Below are 23660 nucleotides of genomic sequence, written 5' to 3'. Positions count from 1 at the left end.
CGATGGCAAGCGTTATCGATCGCGTCAATGCCGCCCTGCCGGCCGCCTCGGGTGGCACCTTCGACCCGCATGTGTTCGCCGAAACGGGATTCTTCATCATGCGGGGGGCGATCCCTCCCGTCGTCGTGCAGGCCTGGCAGGCGGCGTGGCAGGCGTTCTACGCCGAGCAGCTGAGCCAGGGCCGCGACGTCAACCGCGCCAACCCCGTCTCGCTGACGGAGTCGTTGCCGGAGCCGCTGTCGACGATGTACCGCGAGCCCGTTTTCCTCGACACGGTGCGCCAGATCTTCGGCAACGATATCGCGCTGTACAACCACCGTTTCGTCATCAAGGATGCGTTCAGTCCCGGCAAGGTGTTCCTGCACCAGGACAGCTGCTATCACCTCGGCAAACTGAATAAATGCAGCGTGTTCGTGCCCCTGTCTGTCGCCAACGAGGAAAATGGCGGCATGAGTTTTTATGCCGGTTCGCACAAGATGGGCTATCTGGGCGATGCGGGCGAGATCAATCCGGACAGTTTCGACATCCAATGGCCGAAGGTCACGCCGGAACTGCAGCCGGGCGACTTTATCGTCATGAACAGCTCGCTGTGGCATGAATCGGGTCCGAACAGGAATGGCGAGCACCGCATCCTGGCCGACATGATCCTGCAGCCGGCCGACGACCCGACCGGCAAGGAATTATTGTCCGGTTCCTGGCAGACCGATTTCTTCTATTCTCCCGTCAACTGCATCCGCTATTTCACCAGCTCGCGCGTACTGAAGATCATGAAGTACGAAGCGGAACTGGGACTGCGCAAGCCGTCACCGGACTAGTGCTTTTTTTGATGGTCAACACAACTCTCGATAAATCCATGGAAAAAAATTCGCAAGGTTCGGCGCCGCCGGGGACCGAAATGGTGCATATCCGGCCGTATCAGCTGCTGGGAATTGCGGACGACTTTGCCGATCAGGAAGAAATCAAATTCTTCATGCCGCCCGCGCAGGGCGCCGGTTCGCTGAGCACGCTGGAGTCGGTTCTGCTGATCAAGCTGCTGCGCCTCGTGGAACCCGACTATATTTTTGAATTCGGCACCTACAAGGGTTACACGACCAGGCTCCTGCTGGAAAACCTCACCGCCAGCGACGCGCAGGGTCCACGTATCTACACGCTGGATCTGCCGGAACTGAGCGAGGTGGTCTTTCAGGGCAAGGACAAGGAACTGGCGCAGGAAGCCCTGGGCTTCCAGCGCAAATACCTGCAATGCGCGCGCGCGGACCTCGTGAAGCAATTGCTGCAGGATTCGATGACGCTGGACGTTGCCACGCTGCCGGCGCGCTTCGACTATATTTTCGTCGATGCCAACCACGAGCTGTCGTACGTGCGACGCGACACCGAGAATGCTTTCAGGATGCTGGCGGATGCGCCGTCGTGCGTCATCTGGCACGATTACGGCAATCCGCAATTCCCCGAGCTGACGCAATATCTCGACGAGCTGGCCCACGAAACGCCGCTGTTTCACGTGCAAAACACCATGCTCGTGTTCCATCTGCGCGGCAAGGAAGTGCTGCCACCCAACGCCTGATCGCAGCCCGCTGCCACCGTCAGGGCGGCCCGGGCCTCGATCCCTGACGATCCACGTCCTGGGCCATCAGCTCGACCATCCAGTCGATAAAGACCCGCACCTTGCGGCCGACGTGGCGGTTGGCCGGATAGGCGATGTACAGCGGCATCGGTTCGACGTGCCAGTCGTCGAACAGGGGCACGAGGGCGCCCGTGCCCACGTGGCCGCGCGCCATGTAGTCGGGCAGCCACAGCACGCCCAGGCCCGCCAGGCCTGCGGCAAGGTACGCATTGCCGTCGTCCGTCCGCAGCGCCAGTCGGCCCGTCACCTGCGCCGTCTCGTCGCCCCGGCGCATGGCATAGGGTGCGCTGCCGCCCGTGCGTCCCCAGCGGAACGCGACGATGCGGTGCTGCGGCTCGCGCAGCTCGCCCGGATGCGCCGGCGTGCCGGCATGGGCCAGATAGGCCGGCGCGGCATACACGGCAAGGCGCAGGTCGGCGACGCGGCGCGCCATCAACGCATTGTCGGTCAGCTCGCCACCACGCACGACGCAGTCGACGTTCTCGCCGATCACGTCCACCTTGCGGTCGCTGGCGCCCAGCTCCAGTTCGATATCGGGGTAACGCGCGTAGAACGCGGGCAGTGCCGGCACGATGACCATGGTGGCCAGCGGTGCCGGCACGTCCACCCGCAACTGGCCTTGCGGCACCGTGGCCGCGCCAGGCAGCCCCGATTCCAGATCCTCCAGCTCGGCCAGCAGCCGCACCGCCCGCTCGTAGTAGGCCGCGCCGTCGGGCGTCACGCCCACCTGCCGTGTGGTGCGGTTCAGCAGGCGTACGCGCAGGCGCGCCTCCAGCTGCTGGATCAGCTGGGTCACGCTGGTGCGGCTCATGTGCAGGGTGGCGGCCGCCTTCGTGAAGCTGCCCGCTTCCACCACCCTGACAAACGCCTTCATCGCATCGAATCGGTCCATTGTTTGGATTATACAAACAGTGATGAGTGTATGTGCTTGTTTATCGCACAGATGCATACCGCTACAGTGGCGATATTCCAACCAAGAAGGAGCTTCAGATGACCCAACGCGACGTGGTATTCCCGGCCGGCCGCCAGGCCCTGTATGAACAGAACCGCTATTCGCCGGCCGTACGCTCGAACGGCTTTCTGTTCGTCTCCGGCCAGGTCGGCAGCCGCGAAGACGGCTCGCCCGAGCCCGAGCTGGAAGCGCAGGTGCGGCGCGCCTTTACCAACCTGAACGCCGTGCTGGCGGCGGCGGACTGCACCTTCGACGATGTGGTGGACGTCACCGTCTTCATCGTCGACCCGGAAAAACAGTTCGAGCGCATCTGGGCCGTGGCGCAGGAGTTCTGGGGCGAGGCACCGTATCCGAACGTGACGGCCGTGGGCGTCACGTGGCTGTATGGCTTCCAGTTCGAGATCAAGGTGGTGGCGAAGGTGCCGGGCTGACCTGCCGCCCAGTACTCGCAGCGGGAGGCACCTCCCCGTCGTGCAGGTGGTTCGCATGTTCATACCACCGAATCACGGCTGGCATGCGCGCCATGGCCAGCCAATACCGCACCTACCGCGTCACACCCATCAGCTTATGCACCAACTCGCTTGACGTCGCCGCGCCGAACTTGCGCATCAGCTTGGCGCGGTGCATTTCCACCGTGCGCGGCGACAGGTCCGTTTCGCGCGCGATCACCTTGCTGGTCTTGCCCTCGACAAGGAAAGCGGCGATTTCCCGCTCGCGCGGTGTCAGCTCGGCCGAGACGGGGCGCTTTTCGCTGACGTCTTCGAACGTCCACACACCCGCGCCGAGCGGTTCCTGCGGGTCCAGCGCCCGGCCCGTCACGTGGCACCAGAACAGCTCGCCGTTGGCGCGGCGCATGATGCGCTCGTCCGAGTAGCGGCCGCGCGTGTTCATGATGGGGATGATGCGGTGGCCCGTGCGCAGGAACTCGTCCACCGTCGGGTACAGGCGCTGGAACGATTCGCCGTCCAGTGCCCCGTGCGGGTAGCCGAACATCGATGTCAGCGCGTCGTTGCTCGACTGGATTACCCGGTTGACGGAGATGCACATGCCGACCGGGGCAAAGCGGAAGATGGTTTCGTAGTCGATCTCGTAAGGTGCATTCATCGCTGAGCCATCCGTTCGTTACCTGGGATTACAGGTAGTTCTACGGTATTGTACTTTCCAATTGTGTAATCTATTCTGGTACGCCATCTGTACGACAGAGCAGGGCCTTGGTTACGCTCGCGGATACTCTGCGCGGCGTGGCGATGCATTTGCGCGCCACGCCGGGCTGGGTCGCGTGCACCGGGGGAGCTTATCAAAAAATAGAGGGGTCACCAATGAACAAAATCTATCCCGATGCGAACGCGGCGCTGGCCGGCATCGTGCAGGACGGCCAGACGATCGCCGTCGGCGGCTTCGGCCTGTGCGGCATCCCCGAAGCGCTGATCGGCGCGCTGCGCGATTCCGGCGTCAAGGGACTGACGGCCATTTCCAATAACGCCGGCGTCGACGACTTCGGCCTGGGCCAATTGCTGCAGACCCGCCAGATCAAGAAGATGATTGCGTCCTACGTGGGCGAGAACAAGGAGTTCGCGCGCCAGTACCTGGCCGGCGAGCTGGAACTGGAATTCACGCCGCAAGGCACGCTGGCCGAGAAGCTGCGCGCCGGCGGCGCCGGCATCCCCGCATTCTTCACGAAGACGGGTGTCGGCACGATTGTTGCCGAAGGCAAGGAAATCCGCGAGTTCGATGGCGAGCAATACGTCATGGAACGCAGCCTGGTGGCCGACGTGGCGCTGGTGAAAGCGTGGAAAGCCGACAAGGCCGGCAATCTCGTCTACCGCAAGACTGCCCGCAACTTCAACCCGAACGTGGCCGCCTCCGGCAAGGTCACGATCGTCGAGGTCGAACAGCTGGTGGAAATCGGCGAGATCGACCCGGACGAAGTGCACACCCCCGGCATTTTCGTGCACCGCATCGTGCTCAACGCCAACCCGGAAAAACGCATCGAACAGCGCACCGTGCGTTCGAACTGAGGAGACAGACATGGCATGGACTCGTGATCAAATGGCCGCCCGCGCGGCGCGGGAGCTGGAGGACGGCTTCTACGTCAACCTCGGCATCGGCCTGCCCACCCTGGTGGCCAACTACGTTCCGAACGACATCGAAGTGTTCCTGCAGTCGGAAAACGGCCTGCTGGGCATCGGCCCGTTCCCCACGGAAGATGAGGTCGACGCCGACCTCATCAACGCCGGCAAGCAGACGGTCACGGCGCTGCCGGGCTCGGCCTATTTCAGCTCGGCCGACTCGTTCGGCATGATCCGCGGCGGCAAGATCAACCTGGCGATCCTGGGCGCGATGCAGGTGTCGGAAAAGGGCGACCTGGCCAACTGGATGATCCCCGGCAAAATGGTCAAGGGCATGGGCGGTGCGATGGACCTCGTCGCCGGCGTCAAGAAGGTCGTCGTGCTGATGGAGCATGTCGCCACCGCCAAGGACGGCAGCACCTCGCACAAGATCCTGCCGAAGTGCGACCTGCCGCTGACGGGCGTCGGCGTCGTTGATACGATCATAACGGACCTGGGCGTGATGGAAGTGACCGATAGCGGCCTGAAGGTCACCGAACTGGCACCGGGTGTGACGCGCGAGCAGATCGCTGCCGCGACCGGGGTGGAGCTGGATTTCTCGGCGGTGTAAGAACGTCCGCGACAAGCAAAGGCACGCCGCGGCGTGCTTTTTTTTCTACGGGGTCAGGTCCGACATTCGGACATTGTCCGAATGTCGGACCTGAACCCGGGAACTTCAGAATCTGCGATGATGAGTGATCGCAAACACAAGGCACACAGCAGGAGTATGAGTTTGACCGGTGATGGAAGGCGCAGGGCCCTCGGGTTATGCGGAGTCGCGTTGTTGTTTCCCCTCACCGGTTGCGGTCGAGGCGAAAGGAAGACGCAAGGATATACGGTGCTGGATGTTGAGATGTTTTCCTATATCGACCGCGTGGTCACGGACATCATCTTTAACGGGACGGACCTGGGCGTGATGAACAGATTTGGCGGCACCGGCACCATTACAGGAGTGCGTGTTCCATTCGGGGTGCAGTCGCTGCATTGGACGCTTGACGGTCCCGAAGGTACGCCCCGGAATGGCGAGATCGTCCAGGTCAGGAACGCTGTGCAAATCACGCGAGAGGGGGTGCCTCCCGGCACCCAATGTCTGGGCATACATCTTTACCCGGACGACACCATTGAAATCACTTTCGCTGAGTCCATTCCAGAAAGGACCGATCGTGGCAGGCAAATTACAGCTGCCGCGAAAGCGCAACGTCCGCCAGACCCGGAATAGCTGCGGTCGTTCATTCGCGGCAATATGGTCAAAGGCATGGGCGGCGCAATGGACTTGGTTGCCGGTGTCAAGAAGGTGGTCGTGCTGATGGAGCACGTGGCGACCGCCAAGGACGGCACGACATCGCACAAGATCCTGCCGCAGTGCGACCTGCCGCTGACGGGTGTCGGCGTCGTCGACCTGATCATCACCGACCTGGGGGTGATCGAGGTGACGGAGAGCGGGCTGAAGGTCAAGGAGCTGGCGCCGGACGTGACGCGCGAGCAGATCGCCGCCGCGACTGGGGTGGAGCTGGATATCTCGGCGGTTTAAAAATAAAACTATCTTCTTAAAAGGCACTGGCGACAGTGCCTTTTTTTCATTGGCCTCTCGGGTGGGTTTGTTGAGCGACTGGCTGCGACGGCCCGGTTGCCACCTTTATGATAGTGACGCTTCATTCCGACTGTTCCGGTCCCGGCGTAACGCAGAGCCCCTTGCAAGAGCCGGAGCGTTCAATGGTGGCAACCGGTGCGCCAGCGCTCGACTGCTAATGTTCGAAATCACCTCCCCTAAATTCCTGAAGTACAATTCCCAGCCTGACGCACAAGTTGATGAGTTGAACGGGAGTTAAGGCAGATGGCTAATGTGAACAAGGTGTGGGACCAAATTTTCGGAAATATCGGTCAGGAGCGACGGCTGCTGAAGCTGGATACGCCACTTGGTCCAGATGCCCTGCTGCCACAGCGTATCCATGCTTTCGAACGCATGAGCGAGGGGTTTGATTACACTGTGGATCTTCTCGCGCTTGATCCGGATATTAAGCTCAAGGAGTTAATTGCACAGGAAGTCACGCTGTGGATTCTCCAACCCGATACGAGCTACCTGCCGGTGCATGGCTTCGTTCACACGGCAAAAAAGCTTGGCAGCGATGGACAGTTGACCGCGTACCAGATTGGATTCTCAAGCTGTCTGCACTTTCTGAAGTTCCGCAAGGATGCTCGGATCTGGCAAGATAAGAGCGCCGATGAGATTATCGCCGACGTGCTGGCTGGCCACTCTCAATGCCAAGGCCGGTTTCGGTTTGAACTGAGCCAGCCCGGGCGGCCACGTTCTTATTGCACGCAGTATGAAACCGATTGGCATTTTGTCATGCGAATGATGGAAAGCGAAGGGTGGTACGCGTACATCGAGCAGGCATCGGATGGCAGTGGCCATGAATGGATCGTCACGGATTCTGTGGTGAGCTTGAAACCCCTTGTGCCTGAAGAAATAGCGTTTCACGGTGCCGCATCTACAGACGAGATCAACAGAATTGTTCAATGGGGATCGGCGCGGCAGCTATTGAATAGCCAGCTCTTGACACGAACGTTCGACTACAAGGCGCCGCGCAGCAATACCGAGACCAGCACACAAGTTCTTCCGGAACACGGCAGTATTCCATCGCAGTTGGAAGTCTACGAATACACTGGCGCCTACACGGGTTACGATACCGAGCATCGTGCCGACCAATCTCGCCTGCGTGTACAGGAGTGGGAGTCGCGTGCCAAACGATTTTTTGGCACATCGGGTGTCAGAAATTTGTCGGTTGGAAAGTGGTTCACACTTACCGATCACCCGGCTCACGACGAAGCGGGCGTTGAAGCCCGTCAGTTCATAGTGTTGAACATCGAATGGTCGATCGAAAACAACCTGCCTCTTTCGATTGCACGGAAGGAGTTCTCGGGGACCCTTAAAGGTCAACTGGCGAAATTCAAGCTGGAAGCTGGGCTGGCTGACTCTGAGGCGGCGGACGAGAACGCAGCAAACAGCCGCACTGGGCACTGCTTCAATCGTTTTGAAGTGCAACGCCGTACTGTCGAATATCGCAGTCCGTTCAGCCACGCAAAGCCGGCGATGTCTACGCAGACCGCAACCGTTGTTGGTCCGACGGAAGAGGAAATATATACTGATCACCTGAATCGGGTAAAGGTGCGTTTTCACTGGGATCGCCTCAACCCTGGGGACGAAAAAGCGTCTTGCTGGGTGCGCGTAAGTTATCCGAATGCTGGTGATGGATGGGGCGCCGTTCATGTTCCCCGCATTGGTCAGGAAGTGCTCATCACCTACCTTGACGGAGATGCAGATCGACCGGTTATCACTGGACGCATCTACAATGGTGAGCAGATGCCGGACTGGCATAGCGATGGGCGCCTGTCCGGATATAAATCCAAGGAATATAAAGGTGCAGGTTACAACCAACTGGTTATGGACGACACCTCTGAACAGAGCCGTTTGCAGCTGTTCAGCAGCAACACGAATGCGCAGCTCAGCCTTGGTTACCTCGTCGGACAACAGGGGAATAACCGTGCAGGCTTCTACGGTTCCGGATTTGCGCTTAATACGGACGCATATGGCGCCATTTCGGCGCAACAAGGCCTGTACATCGGAACATATGGACGGCCAGGGCCACAGGGGACGCAGTTGGACGTTCGGGAGGCGCGCGACCAGCTGAAAGAAGCTAAGGAACTGACCAAAAATCTCTCTGACGTAGCAGAGAAATCCGGTGCTGAAGCGCTGCCTGGACAGGACTCGCTGCAGGAATTCATTGACGCCACGCAGGCGACTTATGACGGCCCAGGGCAGGAGCAGGCCAACCGGTTTGGAGCACCAGTGCTGCTTGCCTCATCTCCCGCGGGGATTGGGGTAAGTACACCAAAGAGCACTCATCTTCATAGTGGCGAACAGGTGACAATGTCGTCGGGGGCGGACACAAATCTAGCCGCCGGCAAAAGCCTCATTGCGAGCATAAAGGAAAAGATCAGCCTGTTCGCTTACAACGCCGGTATAAGGCTCTTTGCGGCGAAGGGCAAGGTCGAGATCCAGGCCCAGAGCGGGGATATTGACATCATTGCCGAGAAGGTATTGCGGCTGCTGTCAACAGAAGATCGGATCGAAATTTTTGCCAAGAAGGAAATTGTGATCGGAGCCGGCGGCTCGGCCATTACGATAAACGGCTCAGGAATTACCGACATGACCGGTGGCCGGCGGATCAGTCATAACTCGGAGTTCTCGGTGCCCGGTCCGAAGACCATGGCTTATCCCCTACCGACGCTTCCGAAAGAAGTATGCCTGGAGTGTCTAAAAAAACGTGCCAAGCAGCGCGGTGCGTTTGTCAACAAAGGGGCACAATGATGGACACCGTTGAAATGGAGAAGGCAATATTCGCGTCGAGCTTGGCGAGTGCTTTTGATGACCAGAATCTCACGTGCTACGCCATCGTGGACAGTGCACAGGATCAGGCGTTGCTGCAAACGTTCGACAAACACGGCCTGAAAATGCAAAGTAAGTGTCTGCTGCCAGCGGCGCTGGCTTCAGGCCTGGAAGATTACGCACCCCATTTGCTGGAACTTTCTCCGCTTGCCGGTGACAGCGACGTCTGGCCAACGATTCTTCAGGGCGGAGCCGCACATCCGGCCAGCTTGACACTCATCGTCAGTCGGTTGGCCTTTGACGCGTTGTGGCATCATCTGGCAGCGTTCACCGAGATCCTGCTTCCTGACGATACCGACATGATCTTTGCCTTCTGGGACCCAGCCGTGCTGGGCACACTGACAGGACAGTCCGCTGATAAGACCTTGCACGTGCCGGTCCCTGTGCTGACGGAGCGCCAGCGCGCGCGGCTTATGCAAGGCATATCGGCGTGGTGGTACTGGGATCGTAACGGGAACCCTCAGCAGGTGCTGCCGAAAAACAGTGCCGAGGCTGAGGAAGCGCATCTGGTCGATCTGCCGCTCAAGCTTACCCAAATACAGGTTGACATGCTCGTGGAGGCAGGCGTTCCAGACCAGCTGCTGTCCATGCTCAAGGAAAACCAGCCCCTGCTTCTTCTCGATATCCCGACTTCAGAGCACTATGCGATGGTCGAGCAGCATCTGCTCGAAGCGCGCAAGCTAAAGCTGTATGGTATGCGAGATATTCTAAACTATATATGCGCGGCGCTGATTTATGGCACAGCTATAAAGACCGATCCTTTTATTTCTGAGTTACTTGAACAGGTTCGGGCCGGCGTTATCAGTTTTGATGCGGCGATGGAAAAATTTCCGTAACAAAGGGGAAACGGTCATGCGCGGCGTTAATGCGATAGCGGATAGGCTTATTTGGCGTCACTGGCATAATTTCAGGAAACACATTCGGTTTAGGGCTTAACAGTCGCGCTGGGGTGCGAGTCGTTTATGCGAGGGCTTTCCATTGAGCTAGTTGAGAGAATAAAGAGTAAGCTAGTTATTGTACAGAATAGAGTTCGGCCAAGTGTCTCAGGCTTTGGCCAGATCGTTTCCGTCAGCACTCTCGAGTCCCTTTCGTGCGAATTTTGACCGGGTCGCTACGCAAAGGAAAATCGAGGCAGAATCTACGCGGATGAAAAATTACGAGTGGCACTTGGCAGATAAATGTTATTTCAGCGTCCATCGGACCTTTGTCTGTGTCTGCGGCGCACAAAAGAGTTGATTAGGAGTGAACATGGGTGAGCAAGAGGGAGCGACGTCTATCGGTTTTGAAGCCCAGGCCGGCCGTCGGCGGAGAGCGCTAAAATTGTTGGCCTTAGGGTTATTGATTCCGGTGACGGCATGCAGTCAGGGAGAAAAAAACATGCATAAATTTACCGTATTGGATGTCGAGATGTTTTCATATATCGATCGCGTGGTTACTGACATAATATTTAATGGTACAGACTTAGGTGTAATGAACAAATACGGCGGTACGAGCACCATTGCAGGCGTTCGAATTCCATTTGGAGTCCAGTCACTCCATTGGACGCTGGATGGTCCCGCAGGTACTCCACGGAATGGCGAGGTCGTCAATATGAAGAACACATTAGTGATCACGCCGGATCAGATTCCAACGGGAACGCAAAGTCTAGGGCTCCACCTTTACCCTGACGATACTGTCGAAGTGACGTTTGCTGAATTCGTTCCTGAGAGGACCGCAAGAGGAAGAAAAATAATGGAAGCAAGGAAGTGAGATGGAGAAAATTGATAAATTAGCCGCCGCTCAGAATTGCAATCGCGATACGCCGTCGAGTAGGCCCGGTGCGAAGCAGAGTTGTGCTGACATTGTCAATATAAGTATCTTCTTTGATGGTACCGGCAATAATAAGGACGTAGATGAGCCTTTGATGAGTTGGAGTAATCCCGCTCGGCTTTGGCGCGCGACCCAATTTCTTACCAATGATGGTACGTCTAATTATTCCATTTATATTTCTGGAGTTGGTACTCCTTTTAATGGCACCGCCACCGACTGGATGGATCAGAAATTGATGGCTGTCCAAGATGGTAAGCTAGGCCTCGGGTTCGGGTCGGGAGGTACACGTCGTCTGGATGATGGCGAGGTAAGGGTCAATGATCGGCTGCGTACAATTTTGGTAAAAAATGCTTCGAAATTGAACCTTTCCTTATTACCTTATATTGAAAAAGGTAAGCCAGCGAACATAAGAGGACTCGCGCAGGCTTTGGAAGAGCACGGTCTTATTACTGTAATTAATTTGTCGATTTTTGGTTTCTCTCGAGGCGCGGCGCTAGCGCGGGCGTTTAGTAACGAGATGGTGCGGCAGAGTAAGCGCGGCGCAGATGGTACACTGCGGTACAATGGCGTTCCCATACGTTTTAACTTCATGGGCTTATTTGATACTGTCGCGTCCTTTGGTGCGCCTGGCAAAGACGTCGACTTACCTTTCGATGAGAAAAATCTGGTCGTGCCGGTCGACGTCGAACGGTGTGTTCATTATGTCGCTGCTCACGAGTTGCGGTTCTCTTTTCCCGTAGACTTAATTCGCAAGGGTGGCAAGCTACCGCCGAATTGGTCGGAAATCGTATATCCCGGTGCCCATTCCGATGTGGGCGGAGGATATGAGCCCGTCAATCAAGGTATTTCAAACAATTACGCCCGCATCCCGATGCGCGATATGATGCGGGAAGCTGTAAGATGCGGGGTCCGGCTCGTAGATTATGATGATATCAGAAAACTCGGTGAAGTAATTTTTCGTGCGCGGTTTGAGATTTCACCAGAAACGCTGGGATCTTATAAAAGTTATATGAGTGGAATTGGTGCCAGCGCGACTGTGGAAGCGGCCGTGACAGCGCACATGAAAGCACTGTATGCATCGTGGGGCACGATGACTCGGCGCGCGATAAAAACGCCTGATCTTGTCGAGGCAGATGACGGCGCGGGTGGTACCAAGTCGCACGGCCACCCTGGTATTGCGATTGAGGCTGCACGTTTGCTCGAGTGGAATAAGGACAGACTGTCGACAGGTAATAGCGCTGCCCAGGACAATACGCCCGGAGCGCTGAACGTTGAAGGGCGGCGACTAGGGTTTCTCGTGCGTCCGGCCCAGTGGCGCCTTGACGCCTGGCAGGCTACTGCGTCTGAACCGGTGCTTCACTTCATACGTTATTACGTACATGATTCGAAGGCCGGATTCATCAACGCTATTGAACCTTTCAGCTATTTTACCGCCCGTGGCATGGCTGAGTCATCGCGGAACGTACTGGCGCGCGGACTGGATTGGATGGGCGATACACTCGTGGCCGTCAAGGATGGCATCATAAAAGTTTATCATCGCGCCGAGGGTGTCGTAGTAGAGACTTGGGAAGAGGGCAAGTTGGTTGCCACCCATACATATCAGGTTGGCCAGAAATTCGCTGTCGATACAGTCCGCGCTGGTGTCAAATACACGGTGGAGGTTTACCAGAGCGGCAAGGAGGTGCTGATCTCGACGGTGAGAAGAGGTGAGCAGATGATTGTCACATCGATCGATACAGCTAAAAAACAGGCGAGTGCCGCCGCCGACGCTACGCACAAGAAGGCTTCCGAGCTGATTGATGTCACCCAGAAGAAAGTCGGTGAGATTACCGATGCGACGCAAAAAAAAGTGACCGAAGTCGGCAGCCAGATCTACGACGGCGCCTCGAGCGCGGTCAAGAGTGTCGGTAGCGCCGCCGATAGCGGCATGCAGGCAGTGGAAGAGGGCTGGCATTCCGTGCGTTCCGCGATCGGTATCTAGATGGCACGCGCAATTGTTCGACTTGGCGACAAGACGACGCATGGCGGCACAGTCGTCAGTGCGTCACTGACTCATACTTTGCGGGGAATCGGTATCGCGCGAAAGGGGGATATGGTCTCCTGTCCTCTACCAGGCCATGGTACCAATCCTATCGTCGAGGGCTGCCATGTGTTCATTGTCGACGGGCGCGGAGTGGCACTGCACGGGCATAAAACCGCTTGCGGTTGTGCGTTGATCGCCAGCGTCGTGGACGCTACTCAAGGTTAGTTTGCGGAGTAGGTTCTTCGCAGAGGAATGTGAAAAACTAAAAAAGGCGCGGGCCGAAGCCAGCGCCTTTCGCGTGCGATCCGACCGCCAGCAGCTTACGCCTGCTTCGCCAGCGTCACCGGCTCGCCATGCGCCACTTCTTCCAGCGGCTCATGCGGGCCACCCGGATGGGCCAGCTCGCGCTTCAGTGTTGCCATGTCCAGCTCGCCTTCCCACTTCGACACGACCAGGGCGGCGACACCGTTGCCGACGAAGTTCGTCAGCGCGCGGCATTCGCTCATGAAGCGGTCGATGCCCAGGATCAGCGCCATGCCGGCCACGGGAATCGTCGGGACAACGGCCAGGGTGGCGGCCAGGGTGATGAAACCGGCGCCGGTGATACCGGAGGCGCCTTTCGACGTCAGCATCGCTACTCCCAGGATCGTCAGTTCCTGCGTCAGGGTGAGCTCCGTGTTGGTGGCCTGCGCGACGAACAGGGCGGCCATCGTCATGTAGATGTTGGTGCCGTCCAGGTTGAACGAGTAGCCGGTCGGTACGACCAGGCCGACGACCGGTTTCGATGCGCCCAGGCGCTGCAGCTTGGTCATCAGGGAAGGCAGGGCGCTTTCCGACGAGCTCGTGCCCAGCACGATCAGCAGCTCTTCCTTGATATAGGCAATGAAGCGTACGATCGAGAACCCCGTAAACTTGGCGATGGCGCCCAGCACGATGAAGACGAACAGGCCGCAGGTCAGGTAGAACGAACCCATCAGCTTGGCCAGCGGCAGCAGCGAATCGATGCCGTATTTGCCGATGGTGAATGCCATTGCACCGAACGCGCCGATGGGGGCAACCTTCATGATGATGTTGACCATGCCGAAGATGGCGGCGCCGGCTTCGTCGATCAGCTTGGCGACCGGACGGCCTTTTTCACCGAGGACCGACAGCGCGAAGCCGAACAGGATCGAGATCAGGAGGACCTGCAGGATGTCGCCCTTGGCAAACGCGTCGACCACCGTGTTCGGGATGATGTTCATCACGAAATCGAGGGTGGACTGGTGCGACGCCTTTTCCGTGTACTGGGCGATCGCCTTGGTGTCCAGGGTGGCGGGGTCGGCATTGAAGCCGGCGCCCGGCTTGACGATGTTGGCCACGAACAGGCCGATCACCAGCGCGAAGGTGGAGACGACCTCGAAGTACAGCAGGGCCTTGCCGCCGACGCGGCCGATCTTCTTGATGTCGGACATGCCGGCAATGCCGGAGACGACGGTACAGAAGATCACCGGCGCGATGATCATCTTGATCAGCTTGATGAAGCCGTCGCCCAGCGGCTTCATCGCCACGGCGTCTTTCGGCAGGAAAATGCCCAGCAGTACGCCCACCGCGATGGCGAACAATACCTGGACATACAGTATTTTGTAGAACGGTTTTTTCATGATGAGCTCCAGTCTTCCCGGGTAATCCAGTTTTCTGGCGGCCATCATGCCGAACGATCTCAGATATCACCATTGTGATTATCCGCATTGTGGTTAGCCCCATCAGGGATAACCACAATGCGGAAAATACGTAGCGGGGTCAGGCCGGCACGGTAGCCCAGCCGGCGTGCTTCGGCTTCCAGCCCGTCGATGCCGGCATGCCCGGCCGCATCGCGGTACTGGAACGCGGCAATGCGCAGCGGCGCCATGGCCGCCCGCAGCGCGGGGCCGGGCGCCAGCAACGCCTGGTGCAAGCGTGCCGGGCAGCGGTCCGGCGCGAAGCGGCCGGCAATCAGCGGCAGGCCGGGCGCGCAGGCCGTGGTGCCCCGCACCGCCAGCCCCGTCACGGCTTCGGGATCGACGTCGCACAGGCAGGCCCACGTGACGCAATCGATGGCCGCGATGGCGGCCGCGCCCGAGCGCACCATTGCCGCGCTGCAGGCGTAGCTGCCTCAGACGCGCACTGCGCCGAAGAAGCGGCCGTCCCGCGCCAGCGGCGCGACGGCGTGCCGCAGCAGGTTCATGGCGCAGGTGGCTGTCGCGATACAGCGGGTACGGATGCCAGACGGCCAGCGGCGCCGTGCCGAACAGGCGGTTCAGCGAGGGCTTGCGGGTGGAATGGCCGTGTATCGGCTCGTGCTGCAGCGACATGTACCACGCACACCACCAGAGCGACAGCATCGTGGCCAGCGGCATGCCGAGCTGACGCCAGCCGGCCAGTGTCGCCAGCCAGCCGCCGTGGATGACGACGATCGGCAGCCAGGTCGGCCACTCGCCCGCCACGCCGGCCGCTCGCGCTCGGCCGCCACCTGCCGCCGCCGTGCCGCATCCGTGTACCCGGATCGGGAAGCGGCGGCCCCGGGCGTCAGAAGCGCGCGGTAACGCGCAGCCCCACGGTGCGCGGACGCACGAGATAGACCAGGTTGCCCGGCTGGATGGCAATCCCGTTCGGCGTGACGTCGCTGACCTGCGCGCCGTTGGTCAGGTTGGTGCCGAACAGGCCGACCTCGTAGCCGCGGGTGCGGTACGTCACGGTGGCGTTGAGCGTGTTGGACGATTCGATGCGCGCATAGCTGCCCTGCGTGGCCGCGAAGTTGGTGAACGCCTCGCCGCGGTAGGCGTAGCTGGCCGCCAGGCCGATTTCGTCCGTCCCCGCCAGCGGGATCGTGTAGCTGGCGGTGGCGCTGGCGGAAAAGCGCGGGGCGTACGGCACGCGGCTGCCGGCCGGGATGTTCTGCGCCGGGATGCCAGTCATAACCGTGTCACGGGCGCTGGCGTGGTTGTACGACGCATTGACGCCGATGGAAGCCTGGCGCGTCAGCTTGAACGCCGTCTCCAGCTCGATGCCCTTGCTGCGGATCTTGCCGGCGTTCTGCGTGAAGTAGTAGGTGCACGGCAGGCGGTTGAACACCTGCACGTCGTCCCAGTCGATCAGGTAGGCGCTGGCATTGACGGTCAAGCGCCGGTTCAGCAGCGAATTCTTCGAGCCGACCTCGTAGTTCCACAGGCTGTCCGGCGCGAACGTCGTGGGCGCGTGCACGCCGCAGAAATTGAACGGGACGGGCTGGTTGTTGCCGCCGTAGCGGAAGCCCTTGCCGGCGGACGCGTACAGCGTGTGGTCCGCATCGACACGCCACGCGGCCGCGACGCGGGGATTGGTCCCGTGCGACGTGGCGCTGCTGGTGGACACTTCCGGCTGGCCCGTCGGCACGGCCGGCGTTGCGGTGACGAGGTTGCCGAACAGCCCCGTGAACTTCAGGTCGAAGTCCTGCGTGCCACGGAACAGGCGCAGGCCGGCCGTCAGGTCCAGCTGGTCCCACAGCGTGTACGTCGCTTCGGCAAACAGCGCGACCTGACGCGATTTCGTGTTCTGCGTGCCCGAAAAATAGTTATCGGACGTGAAGGACTGGTCATGGACGGCCGAATCGTAGCCGGGGAAGTTGCGCGTGGCGGCGTAGCGCGCGTCGAAGCCTTCCGTCGGCTGGTCCTGGCGCGTGTCGCGCTTGCCCTGTTCGTAGAACGCGCCGGCGGTCCACTTCAACGGGCCATCGCCTTTCGACTGCAGGCGCAGCTCCTGCGCGAAGTCCTCGATGGCATTGCCAATCCGGTAGGCCGAGCGCATCAGCGGCGGCTGGCCGCCGAAGATGAACGCCGTGGCGGGATACTGGGCCGACGTCACGTACAGCGTGTCGCGGTGCAGGTACGACGTGGACGACACCAGGTTGGCGCGTCCCAGGTCGCCGTTCAGCGTCAGGTTGTACAGCTGCAGCTTGTCGTTGCTCGTTTGCGGCAGCAGCGCGATCGTCGTAAACGGCGCCAGGTCGGCATAGGCGTCGTTGATGCCGCCCTTGATGTTCGACGCCGTGATGCTGGCGTCGACCAGCAGGTCGCGCGAGGCGCGCAGGCGGGCGGCGATGCGGCCCTGGTTGGTGGAGACGGCGTTGGTGGTCGCGCCGTTCACGTGGTTGCGGATATAGCCCGAGTCCTGGCCCGTGTAGCCGGTCACGCGCAACGCCAGCACGTCGTCGTTGACGGGAATGTTGATCATGCCGCGCAGGTTGTGGTTGGTGCCGCCGAAGCCGCCCGTGTGCGAGCCGACCGCCTCGACGGTGCCAAAGAGGTCGTTCAATTCCGGCTTGCGGGTAATCTGCCGCACCGTGCCGGCCATCGCGCCCGCGCCGAACAGCGTGCCCTGTGGCCCTTGCAGCACTTCGACCCGTTCCAGGTCCAGCACCTTCAAATCCGGATTGGCGGACTTGAGCGTGACGGGCATCTCGTCGATGTACACGGCCACCAGCGAGGCATCCTGCACTTCGGACGGCACGATGCCGCGCACCACCAGCCCGCGCATCGTGACGTTGTTGACGCCCGCACCCTGCTGCTGCACCGTCATCGCGGGCACCAGGTCGGCGATGTCGGCCAGGTTGCCCAGGCCGTACTTCATGAGCGCCTCGGGCTTGATGACGCTGATCGCGGCCGGCACGTGCTGCACGTCGACGGCGCCCGTGCGGGTCGCCGTGACTTCGACCCGTTCGATGATCCCGGTGGCGTCCGGCGTTGCCGGAACGGGTTCGGCCAATGCCGTGATGGTGACGCCCGCCGACAGTGCGGCGATGGCGCGATGGAGGTGCTGGTGCATCGAGGTCCTTGTTTTTGGAAGAGTACAGGCAAGCCGGGGCCGGCCGGAAACGAACTTGAATGCGCTTGGCTACGCGGAACGCGCGGACGACGCCGCCGGTTACGGCACCACCGTGATGAAGATATACACGGCGAAGATCACCAGGTGCACTGTGCCCTGCATGATGGTCGTGCGGCCGTTGCCCAGCGAGAGCGTGGCGACGATGACGGACAGCAGCAGCAGGACGGTCGACTTGACGTCGATGCCCAGCGACAGCGTCCAGCCGTTGAGGATGGAGACGACGGCAACGGCGGGAATGGTCAGACCGATGCTGGCCAGCGCGGAGCCCAGCGCCAGGTTCAGGCTCGTTTGCAGCCGGTTGGCGCGTGCGGCCTGCCAGGCGGCGATCCCCTCCGGCAGCAGCACGACGGCGGCGATGATGATGCCGACCAGCGCCTTGGGCGCGCCCAGCGCGGCCACGGCCGCCTCCAGCGGCGGCGACAGCGATTTCGCCAGCAGCACGACGGCCCCCAGGCAGGCCAGCAGCAGCCCGGCGCTCCAGATCACGGTGCGCAGCGGCGGCACCGGCGCGTGATCGTCCTCGCCGGCGCTGGCGCCGTCGGGCAGGAAGTAGTCGCGGTGGCGCACCGTCTGCACCAGCACGAATGTGCCATACAGGACCAGGGAGACGACGGCGATGAAGATCAGCTGGCTGTTGCTGTAGAACGGGCCCGGCGCGGTGGTGGTGTAGTTCGGCAGCACCATCGTCAGCACGGCGATGGCCGACAGGGTCGCCAGCGAGGCGGAGACGCCCGTCTGGGTGAACGTCTGCTCGCCGTGGCGGCGCGCGCCGGCCAGCAGGCAGATGCCCACCATGCCGTTCAGGATCAGCATGACGGCGGCAAACACGGTGTCGCGCGCCAGCCCCGTGGTGGCGGCGCCGCCGGCGATCATCAGCGAGACGATCAGCGCCACCTCGATCGACGTGACGGCCACCGCCAGCACCAGCGTGCCGTACGGTTCGCCGATCTTGTGCGCCACCACCTCGGCATGGAAGACGGCGGCGAGGACGCCGCCGAACAGGCCCGCCGCCAGCAGCAGCACGTACGCGCCGCCCAGCGCGTCACCCAGTCCCAGGCTCTGGCCCGCCAGCAGAAGCCAGGCAACGACGGGGGCGGCAATGGTCCAAGGGGGCAGGGCGGCGGCAATTTTCATGACGGGGTCCGATGGTAAATATGCAATCGTAACCGTTAATGGCCGCCGCCCAGCGCCCGGCTGGCGGGTTTTTTCGCGACGCTTACTGCGCCACCCAACCCCCATCGACGTTCCACGCCGCGCCGCGCACCTCGTTGGCCGCGTCGCTGCACAGGAACACGGCCAGGCCCCCCAGCTGCTCGGGCGTGACGAAGTCGCCGGACGGCTGCTTCTCCGACAGCAGCGCGAGCTTGGCCTGCTCGTTCGTCAGACCTTCCTTCGCGGCGCGGTCGTCGACCTGCTTCTGCACCAGCGGCGTCAGAACGAAGCCGGGGCAGATGGCGTTGACGGTGACGCCCGTGCGGGCCGTCTCCAGCGCCGTCACCTTGGTCAGACCCACCAGGCCGTGCTTGGCCGCGACATAGGCGGACTTGCCGCTTGATCCCACCAGGCCGTGGGCGGACGCCAGGTTGATGATGCGGCCCCAGTTCTTCTGCTTCATCGCCGGCAGGGCCAGGCGGCTGGTGTGGAAGGCCGACGTCAGGTTGATGGCGATGATCGCATCCCACTTCTCCACGGGGAACTCGTCGACGTTGGCGACGTACTGGATGCCCGCGTTGTTGACGAGGATGTCCACGTCGCCGAACTGTTCGGCAGCAAAACGCATCATCGCCTCGATCTCGGCCGGTTTGCTCATGTCCGCATTGTGGTGCACGGTGCGCACGCCGAATGCCTTTGCCGTGTCTTCCTGCAGCGCGGCGATGGCCTGCGCGTCGCCGAAGCCGTTGAAGACGATGTTCGCGCCCTGCGCCGCCAGTGCGCGCGCGATGCCCAGGCCGATGCCGGACGTGGAGCCGGTAACCAGGGCCGTCCTGCCCGCCAGCGTGCTGCCGGCACTGCCGTTTGAAACGCTGTTCATGGTGATCCTTTTTGTAAAGTAAATGAGTCGGTTTGGTCTTGCCCGATGCGCTGCGCTACACTTCCGGAGGATTTTAAATGCGGCGCACGGTAAAATGTAGCGCAAAAACCAATACTTGGCAGGAGACGGCGCGATGAATGGACCAGCAGTCAAATCAGTGCAATGCATCTCGCCGGCCGGTCTGCACCGGATGGCGTACAAGGAATGGGGGGCGCCGGACAATCCCAATGTGCTCGTCTGCGTGCACGGCGTCACGCGCGTGTCCGACGATTTCGACGACCTGGCGCGCGCGCTGGCCGACCGCTATCGCGTGGTCTGCCCCGACGTGGTCGGACGCGGCCGCTCGGGGCGGCTGCGCAACCCCGAGCTGTACGTGGTGCCCCAATACGTCAGCGACATGGTGACGCTGCTGGCGCGCGTGCTCGCCAACGGCGAGCGGCAGAAGGTGGATTGGGTCGGCACGTCGATGGGCGGCCTGATCGGCATGGGCCTGGCGTCGCTGCCGGACAGTCCGATCGAGCGCCTCGTGCTGAACGATATCGGCCCCGCGCTCGATCCGGCGGCGCTGCACCGCATCGGCGACTACATCGGCCAGGACCTGCGCTTCCCCACGTTCGAGGAGGGCGCCCGTTTCGTGCGCGAGGTGTCGCAGCCGTTCGGCCCCCACACGGACGCGCAGTGGGACAAGATGGCGCGCGACGTGCTGCGCCAGGATGCCGGCGGCGAATGGGTGCGCCACTACGATATGGGCCTGGCGCTGCCGTTTCGCGCGGCGACGCCGGAATCGGTGGCGGCCAACGGCAAGATGCTGTGGGCGGCCTACGATGCGATCCGCTGCCCGACCCTGGTCGTACGCGGCGAGCTGTCCGACCTGCTGTCGCGCGAGACCGCCGCGGAGATGACGCGGCGCGGTCCGCGCGCGCAGCTGGTGGAGATCCCGGGCGTCGGGCATGCGCCGATGTTGATGCAGCACGACCAGATCGCGCTCGTCAGAGAATTTTTGTTGAACCAGTAAAGAAAGAAGAGACTATGTTGGAAATCAAACGACTGCACGTCGGCAAGCGCCTGTCCGAAGTGGCGATCCACAATCACACCGTGTACCTGGCCGGCCAGATCGCCGAGGACACCACGGCGGACATCCGCGGCCAGACCCGTGAAGTGCTGGGCCACGTGGACCGCCTGCTGGCGGAAAGCGGCAGCGACAAGACGTGCATCCTGTCGACGCAGATCTACATTGCCGACATGGCGCTGTTCCCGGCCATGAACGAAGAGTGGGATGCCTGGGTCGCGCAGGGTCACACGCCGCCGCGCGCCACCGTGGAAGCGAAGCTGGCCAATCCGGCTTGCCTGGTCGAGATCGTCGTCGTCGCCGCCCAGCGCTGACCGGCGGCATGCAACAGACGGTGCCGCCGCCGGTGGCGGTGCCGTCCGCAGGATTTACAGTACCTTCCCGACCTGAGCTCGGGTAGATTCGCCGGCATCTGAAGAAGCAAGGTTCAAGGTTCCATATGGTTTCCATCGCGGCGCTGAACAGCGCAACGTCCGAGCAGCTGGTGCAGGGCTTGTCCGCGGAAGATGGCGCGCGCGTCCTCGCGGCATTCGATTTCGCCAGCGACGCCTATGTCGGCAAGACCGCCACGAGCGGCCAGAATGCCATCGATTTCGCCGTCGGCGTCGCCACGACGCTGGCGCTGCTCAACACCGACGCGGCCACGCGCATCGCCGGGCTGATGTTCGAACTGTGCCTGCTCGATCCGGCCCACGCCATCGCCATCGAGCCGCGCTTCGGCAAGGAAGTGGCGGACCTCGTGACCGGCGTGCATCAGCTGATCCGCCTGCGCGAGCTGACGCAGAACAGTCCCGCCGCCACGCGCGGCAAGAACGCGGCGCAGCAGGCCGTGGCGCAGATGGAAACGCTGCGCAAGATGCTGCTGGCGATGGCCAGCGACATGCGCGTCGTGCTGGTGCGCCTGGCGTCGTGCTGCAGCACCTTGCGCTATTTCGCCGACATCAAGCTCTTCAACGACATGACGCGCGCCTATGGCCGCGAGACGCTGGACCTGTATGCGCCGCTGGCGAACCGCCTCGGCATCTGGCAGATCAAGTGGGAGCTCGAAGACCTGTCGTTCCGCTTCATCGAGCCGGAAAACTACAAGCGCATCGCCAAGATGCTGGAAGAGAAGCGCATGATGCGCGAGAGCTTCGTCACGCAGTCGATCGAACGGCTGCAGACGGAGCTCGCCAACGCCGGCATCACGGCGGAAGTGTTCGGCCGGCCGAAACACATCTACAGCATCTGGAACAAGATGCGCGGCAAGGAGCTCGACTTCAACGAACTGTATGACGTGCGGGCGTTCCGCGTCATCGTGGCCGACGTCAAGACGTGCTACACGGTGCTGGGCGTCGTCCACAATATCTGGACGCCGATCCCGAAGGAATTCGACGACTACATCTCGCGTCCGAAACCGAATGGCTACCAGTCGCTGCACACGGTCGTGACGGCCGACGACGGCCGGCCGCTGGAGGTGCAGATCCGCACGCAGGAGATGCACAGCTTCGCCGAATACGGCGTGGCGGCCCACTGGCGCTACAAGGAGGAAGGCGGCTCGAACTTCCAGGGCCAGAAGTACGACGAGAAGATCGCCTGGCTGCGCCAGCTGCTGGCGTGGAAGACCGACGTGGCCGATGCCGTCGTCGGCCAGGAGGAGCTGCAGCGCGAGTGGGTCGAGAAGCTCAAGTCGGCCGCGCTGGACGACCGCATCTTCGTGCTGACGCCGCAGGCCCGCGTGCTGGAGCTGCCTGTCGGCGCCACGCCGATCGACTTCGCCTACCACCTGCACAGCGACGTGGGCCACCGCTGCCGCGGCGCGCGTGTCGATGGTGTCATGGTGCCGCTGAATACGCCGTTGAGGAGCGGCCAGACGTGCGAGATCATTACCGCCAAAGGCGCGCCCGGTACGGCGGGTCCGTCGCGCGACTGGCTCAGTCCCGGCTACGCCGTGGCGAACCGCACGCGTGCCAAGGTACGCGCCTGGTTCCACGCGATCGACATGCAGGAAACGCTGTCGCACGGCCGCGCGCTGGTGGAGAAGTCCCTGCAGCGCGAGGGCAAGACGGCCGTCAACCTGGAAGCGCTGGCGCACAAGCTGGGCTTCGGCAAGGTCGATGACCTGTTCCTGGCCGTCGGCAAGGAGGAATTCAGCCTGCGTCACGTGGAGCAGGCGCTGCACGATGGCGGCGAAGCACCGCCGCCGCCCGAGGATGCCGTCGTCCTGAACAAGAGCCGGGCGTCGTCGACGGAACAGGGCGCCAAGTCCGGCGTGCTGGTGGTCGGGACGGAAGGGCTGATGACGCAGCTGGCCCGATGCTGCAAGCCGGCACCGCCCGATCCGATCGTCGGCTTCGTCACGCGCGGCAAGGGCGTGTCGATCCACCGCCGGAGCTGCAAGAACTTCGCCGAAATGCGCGCCAAGGCGCCGGAGCGTGTCATCGTCACGGAATGGGGCAGCACGCGCGGCGACACGGTGTATCCGGTCGACCTGTTCGTGCTGGCCGGCGACCGGCAGGGACTCTTGCGCGACATTTCCGAGATCTTCTCGCGCGAGAAGATCAACGTCATCGGCGTCAACACGCAAAGCGCCAAGGGCCAGGCACGCATGACCTTTACCGCGGAGATCGGTGCGACGGCGCAGTTGCAGAAGGCGTTGTCGGCGATTTCGGAGGTGACGGGTGTGCTGGAGGCGCGGCGGGCGTGAGACGCGTGTCGATATCGGTCGGATGACTTGAT

At 61.5% G+C, this 23660-nt stretch carries 21 protein-coding genes and 1 pseudogene; 15 read left to right on the top strand and 7 right to left on the bottom strand.

Translation table 11 applies throughout. From position 1 onward, the window contains the following. Positions 1–2: 2 nt before the first annotated feature. Both E1742_RS05345 and E1742_RS05340 read left to right on the top strand, forming a co-directional pair. Positions 3–815 carry a phytanoyl-CoA dioxygenase family protein gene (locus E1742_RS05345; RefSeq protein WP_134383891.1) on the top strand — a complete coding sequence of 271 codons (813 nt, stop codon included), beginning with the start codon at positions 3–5 and terminating at the stop codon, positions 813–815. A 38-nt stretch (positions 816–853) separates the two neighbouring features. Then, positions 854–1564: a class I SAM-dependent methyltransferase gene (locus E1742_RS05340; protein WP_166793434.1), complete on the top strand. Its 711-nt coding sequence runs from the start codon at positions 854–856 to the stop codon at positions 1562–1564. A gap of 19 nt (positions 1565–1583) precedes the next feature. Here E1742_RS05340 and E1742_RS05335 read toward each other — a convergent pair whose 3' ends face one another. Continuing rightward, positions 1584–2516 (bottom strand): LysR family transcriptional regulator, encoded by a 933-nt coding sequence (locus E1742_RS05335; RefSeq protein ID WP_134383889.1) that lies wholly within the window; start codon positions 2514–2516, stop codon positions 1584–1586. 98 nt (positions 2517–2614) lie between these two features. Here E1742_RS05335 and E1742_RS05330 point away from each other — a divergent pair, with 98 nt between their 5' ends. After that, entirely contained in the window at positions 2615–3007 is a 393-nt protein-coding gene (locus E1742_RS05330; protein WP_134383888.1) for a RidA family protein, read from the top strand. 112 nt (positions 3008–3119) lie between these two features. Here the strand turns inward: E1742_RS05330 and E1742_RS05325 are convergent, their stop codons facing one another. Beyond that, a complete protein-coding gene (locus tag E1742_RS05325) occupies positions 3120–3680 on the bottom strand; it encodes a LuxR C-terminal-related transcriptional regulator (RefSeq protein WP_134383887.1) in 561 nt (186 codons plus the stop codon). 215 nt (positions 3681–3895) lie between these two features. On the opposite strand from E1742_RS05325, the gene E1742_RS05320 reads away from it, so the two are divergent. From E1742_RS05320 to E1742_RS05280, 9 genes and pseudogenes are all read left to right on the top strand, one after another. Next, the gene (locus E1742_RS05320; protein ID WP_134383886.1) at positions 3896–4594 is read left to right on the top strand and encodes a CoA transferase subunit A; all 699 of its coding nucleotides are present in this window, start codon (positions 3896–3898) and stop codon (positions 4592–4594) included. Positions 4595–4604: 10 nt separating this feature from the next. Next, positions 4605–5255 (top strand): CoA transferase subunit B, encoded by a 651-nt coding sequence (locus E1742_RS05315; RefSeq protein WP_134383885.1) that lies wholly within the window; start codon positions 4605–4607, stop codon positions 5253–5255. 267 nt (positions 5256–5522) lie between these two features. Then, positions 5523–5903 carry a hypothetical protein gene (locus E1742_RS05310; RefSeq protein WP_134383884.1) on the top strand — a complete coding sequence of 127 codons (381 nt, stop codon included), beginning with the start codon at positions 5523–5525 and terminating at the stop codon, positions 5901–5903. Between the two features lie 12 nt (positions 5904–5915). Then, positions 5916–6215, top strand: a pseudogene (locus E1742_RS05305) (CoA-transferase); the annotation flags it as partial. Between the two features lie 303 nt (positions 6216–6518). Next, positions 6519–9053 carry a type VI secretion system Vgr family protein gene (locus E1742_RS05300; protein ID WP_134383883.1) on the top strand — a complete coding sequence of 845 codons (2535 nt, stop codon included), beginning with the start codon at positions 6519–6521 and terminating at the stop codon, positions 9051–9053. Continuing rightward, positions 9050–9967, top strand: coding sequence for a DUF4123 domain-containing protein (locus E1742_RS05295; protein WP_166793433.1), 918 nt, complete (start codon positions 9050–9052; stop codon positions 9965–9967). Before E1742_RS05300 ends, E1742_RS05295 begins: the two co-directional genes overlap by 4 nt. A gap of 412 nt (positions 9968–10379) precedes the next feature. Next, positions 10380–10880 (top strand): hypothetical protein, encoded by a 501-nt coding sequence (locus E1742_RS05290; RefSeq protein WP_134383881.1) that lies wholly within the window; start codon positions 10380–10382, stop codon positions 10878–10880. A 1-nt stretch (position 10881) separates the two neighbouring features. Further along, positions 10882–12921, top strand: coding sequence for a T6SS phospholipase effector Tle1-like catalytic domain-containing protein (locus E1742_RS05285; RefSeq protein ID WP_134383880.1), 2040 nt, complete (start codon positions 10882–10884; stop codon positions 12919–12921). Further along, complete coding sequence (locus E1742_RS05280; RefSeq protein WP_134383879.1) at positions 12922–13188, top strand: PAAR domain-containing protein; 267 nt, start codon at positions 12922–12924, stop codon at positions 13186–13188. It abuts the gene before it with no gap. A 95-nt stretch (positions 13189–13283) separates the two neighbouring features. Here the strand turns inward: E1742_RS05280 and E1742_RS05275 are convergent, their stop codons facing one another. From E1742_RS05275 to E1742_RS05255, 5 genes are all read right to left on the bottom strand, one after another. Then, a complete protein-coding gene (locus tag E1742_RS05275) occupies positions 13284–14603 on the bottom strand; it encodes a dicarboxylate/amino acid:cation symporter (RefSeq protein ID WP_134383878.1) in 1320 nt (439 codons plus the stop codon). Between the two features lie 59 nt (positions 14604–14662). Beyond that, complete coding sequence (locus E1742_RS26110; protein WP_166793432.1) at positions 14663–15070, bottom strand: hypothetical protein; 408 nt, start codon at positions 15068–15070, stop codon at positions 14663–14665. Between the two features lie 437 nt (positions 15071–15507). Then, positions 15508–17781 carry a TonB-dependent receptor gene (locus tag E1742_RS05265; protein WP_134383877.1) on the bottom strand — a complete coding sequence of 758 codons (2274 nt, stop codon included), beginning with the start codon at positions 17779–17781 and terminating at the stop codon, positions 15508–15510. Between the two features lie 99 nt (positions 17782–17880). Continuing rightward, a complete protein-coding gene (locus E1742_RS05260) occupies positions 17881–18975 on the bottom strand; it encodes a calcium:cation antiporter (protein ID WP_134383876.1) in 1095 nt (364 codons plus the stop codon). 82 nt (positions 18976–19057) lie between these two features. Continuing rightward, positions 19058–19873: a 3-hydroxybutyrate dehydrogenase gene (locus E1742_RS05255; protein ID WP_134383875.1), complete on the bottom strand. Its 816-nt coding sequence runs from the start codon at positions 19871–19873 to the stop codon at positions 19058–19060. A 133-nt stretch (positions 19874–20006) separates the two neighbouring features. Here E1742_RS05255 and E1742_RS05250 point away from each other — a divergent pair, with 133 nt between their 5' ends. The 3 genes from E1742_RS05250 (at position 20007) to E1742_RS05240 (ending at position 23628) form a co-directional block, all read left to right on the top strand. Next, positions 20007–20888 (top strand): alpha/beta fold hydrolase, encoded by an 882-nt coding sequence (locus E1742_RS05250; RefSeq protein ID WP_134383874.1) that lies wholly within the window; start codon positions 20007–20009, stop codon positions 20886–20888. Positions 20889–20902: 14 nt separating this feature from the next. Continuing rightward, entirely contained in the window at positions 20903–21256 is a 354-nt protein-coding gene (locus E1742_RS05245) for a RidA family protein (RefSeq protein WP_371860207.1), read from the top strand. A 125-nt stretch (positions 21257–21381) separates the two neighbouring features. Further along, complete coding sequence (locus E1742_RS05240) at positions 21382–23628, top strand: RelA/SpoT family protein (RefSeq protein WP_134383873.1); 2247 nt, start codon at positions 21382–21384, stop codon at positions 23626–23628. Positions 23629–23660: the final 32 nt, after the last annotated feature.

This window comes from Pseudoduganella plicata (genome assembly GCF_004421005.1).
Taxonomy (GTDB): Bacteria; Pseudomonadota; Gammaproteobacteria; order Burkholderiales; family Burkholderiaceae_D; genus Rugamonas; species Rugamonas plicata.
The sequence above is the reverse complement of the archived record's forward strand: the minus strand, read 5'-3'. Positions and strand labels throughout refer to the sequence as shown.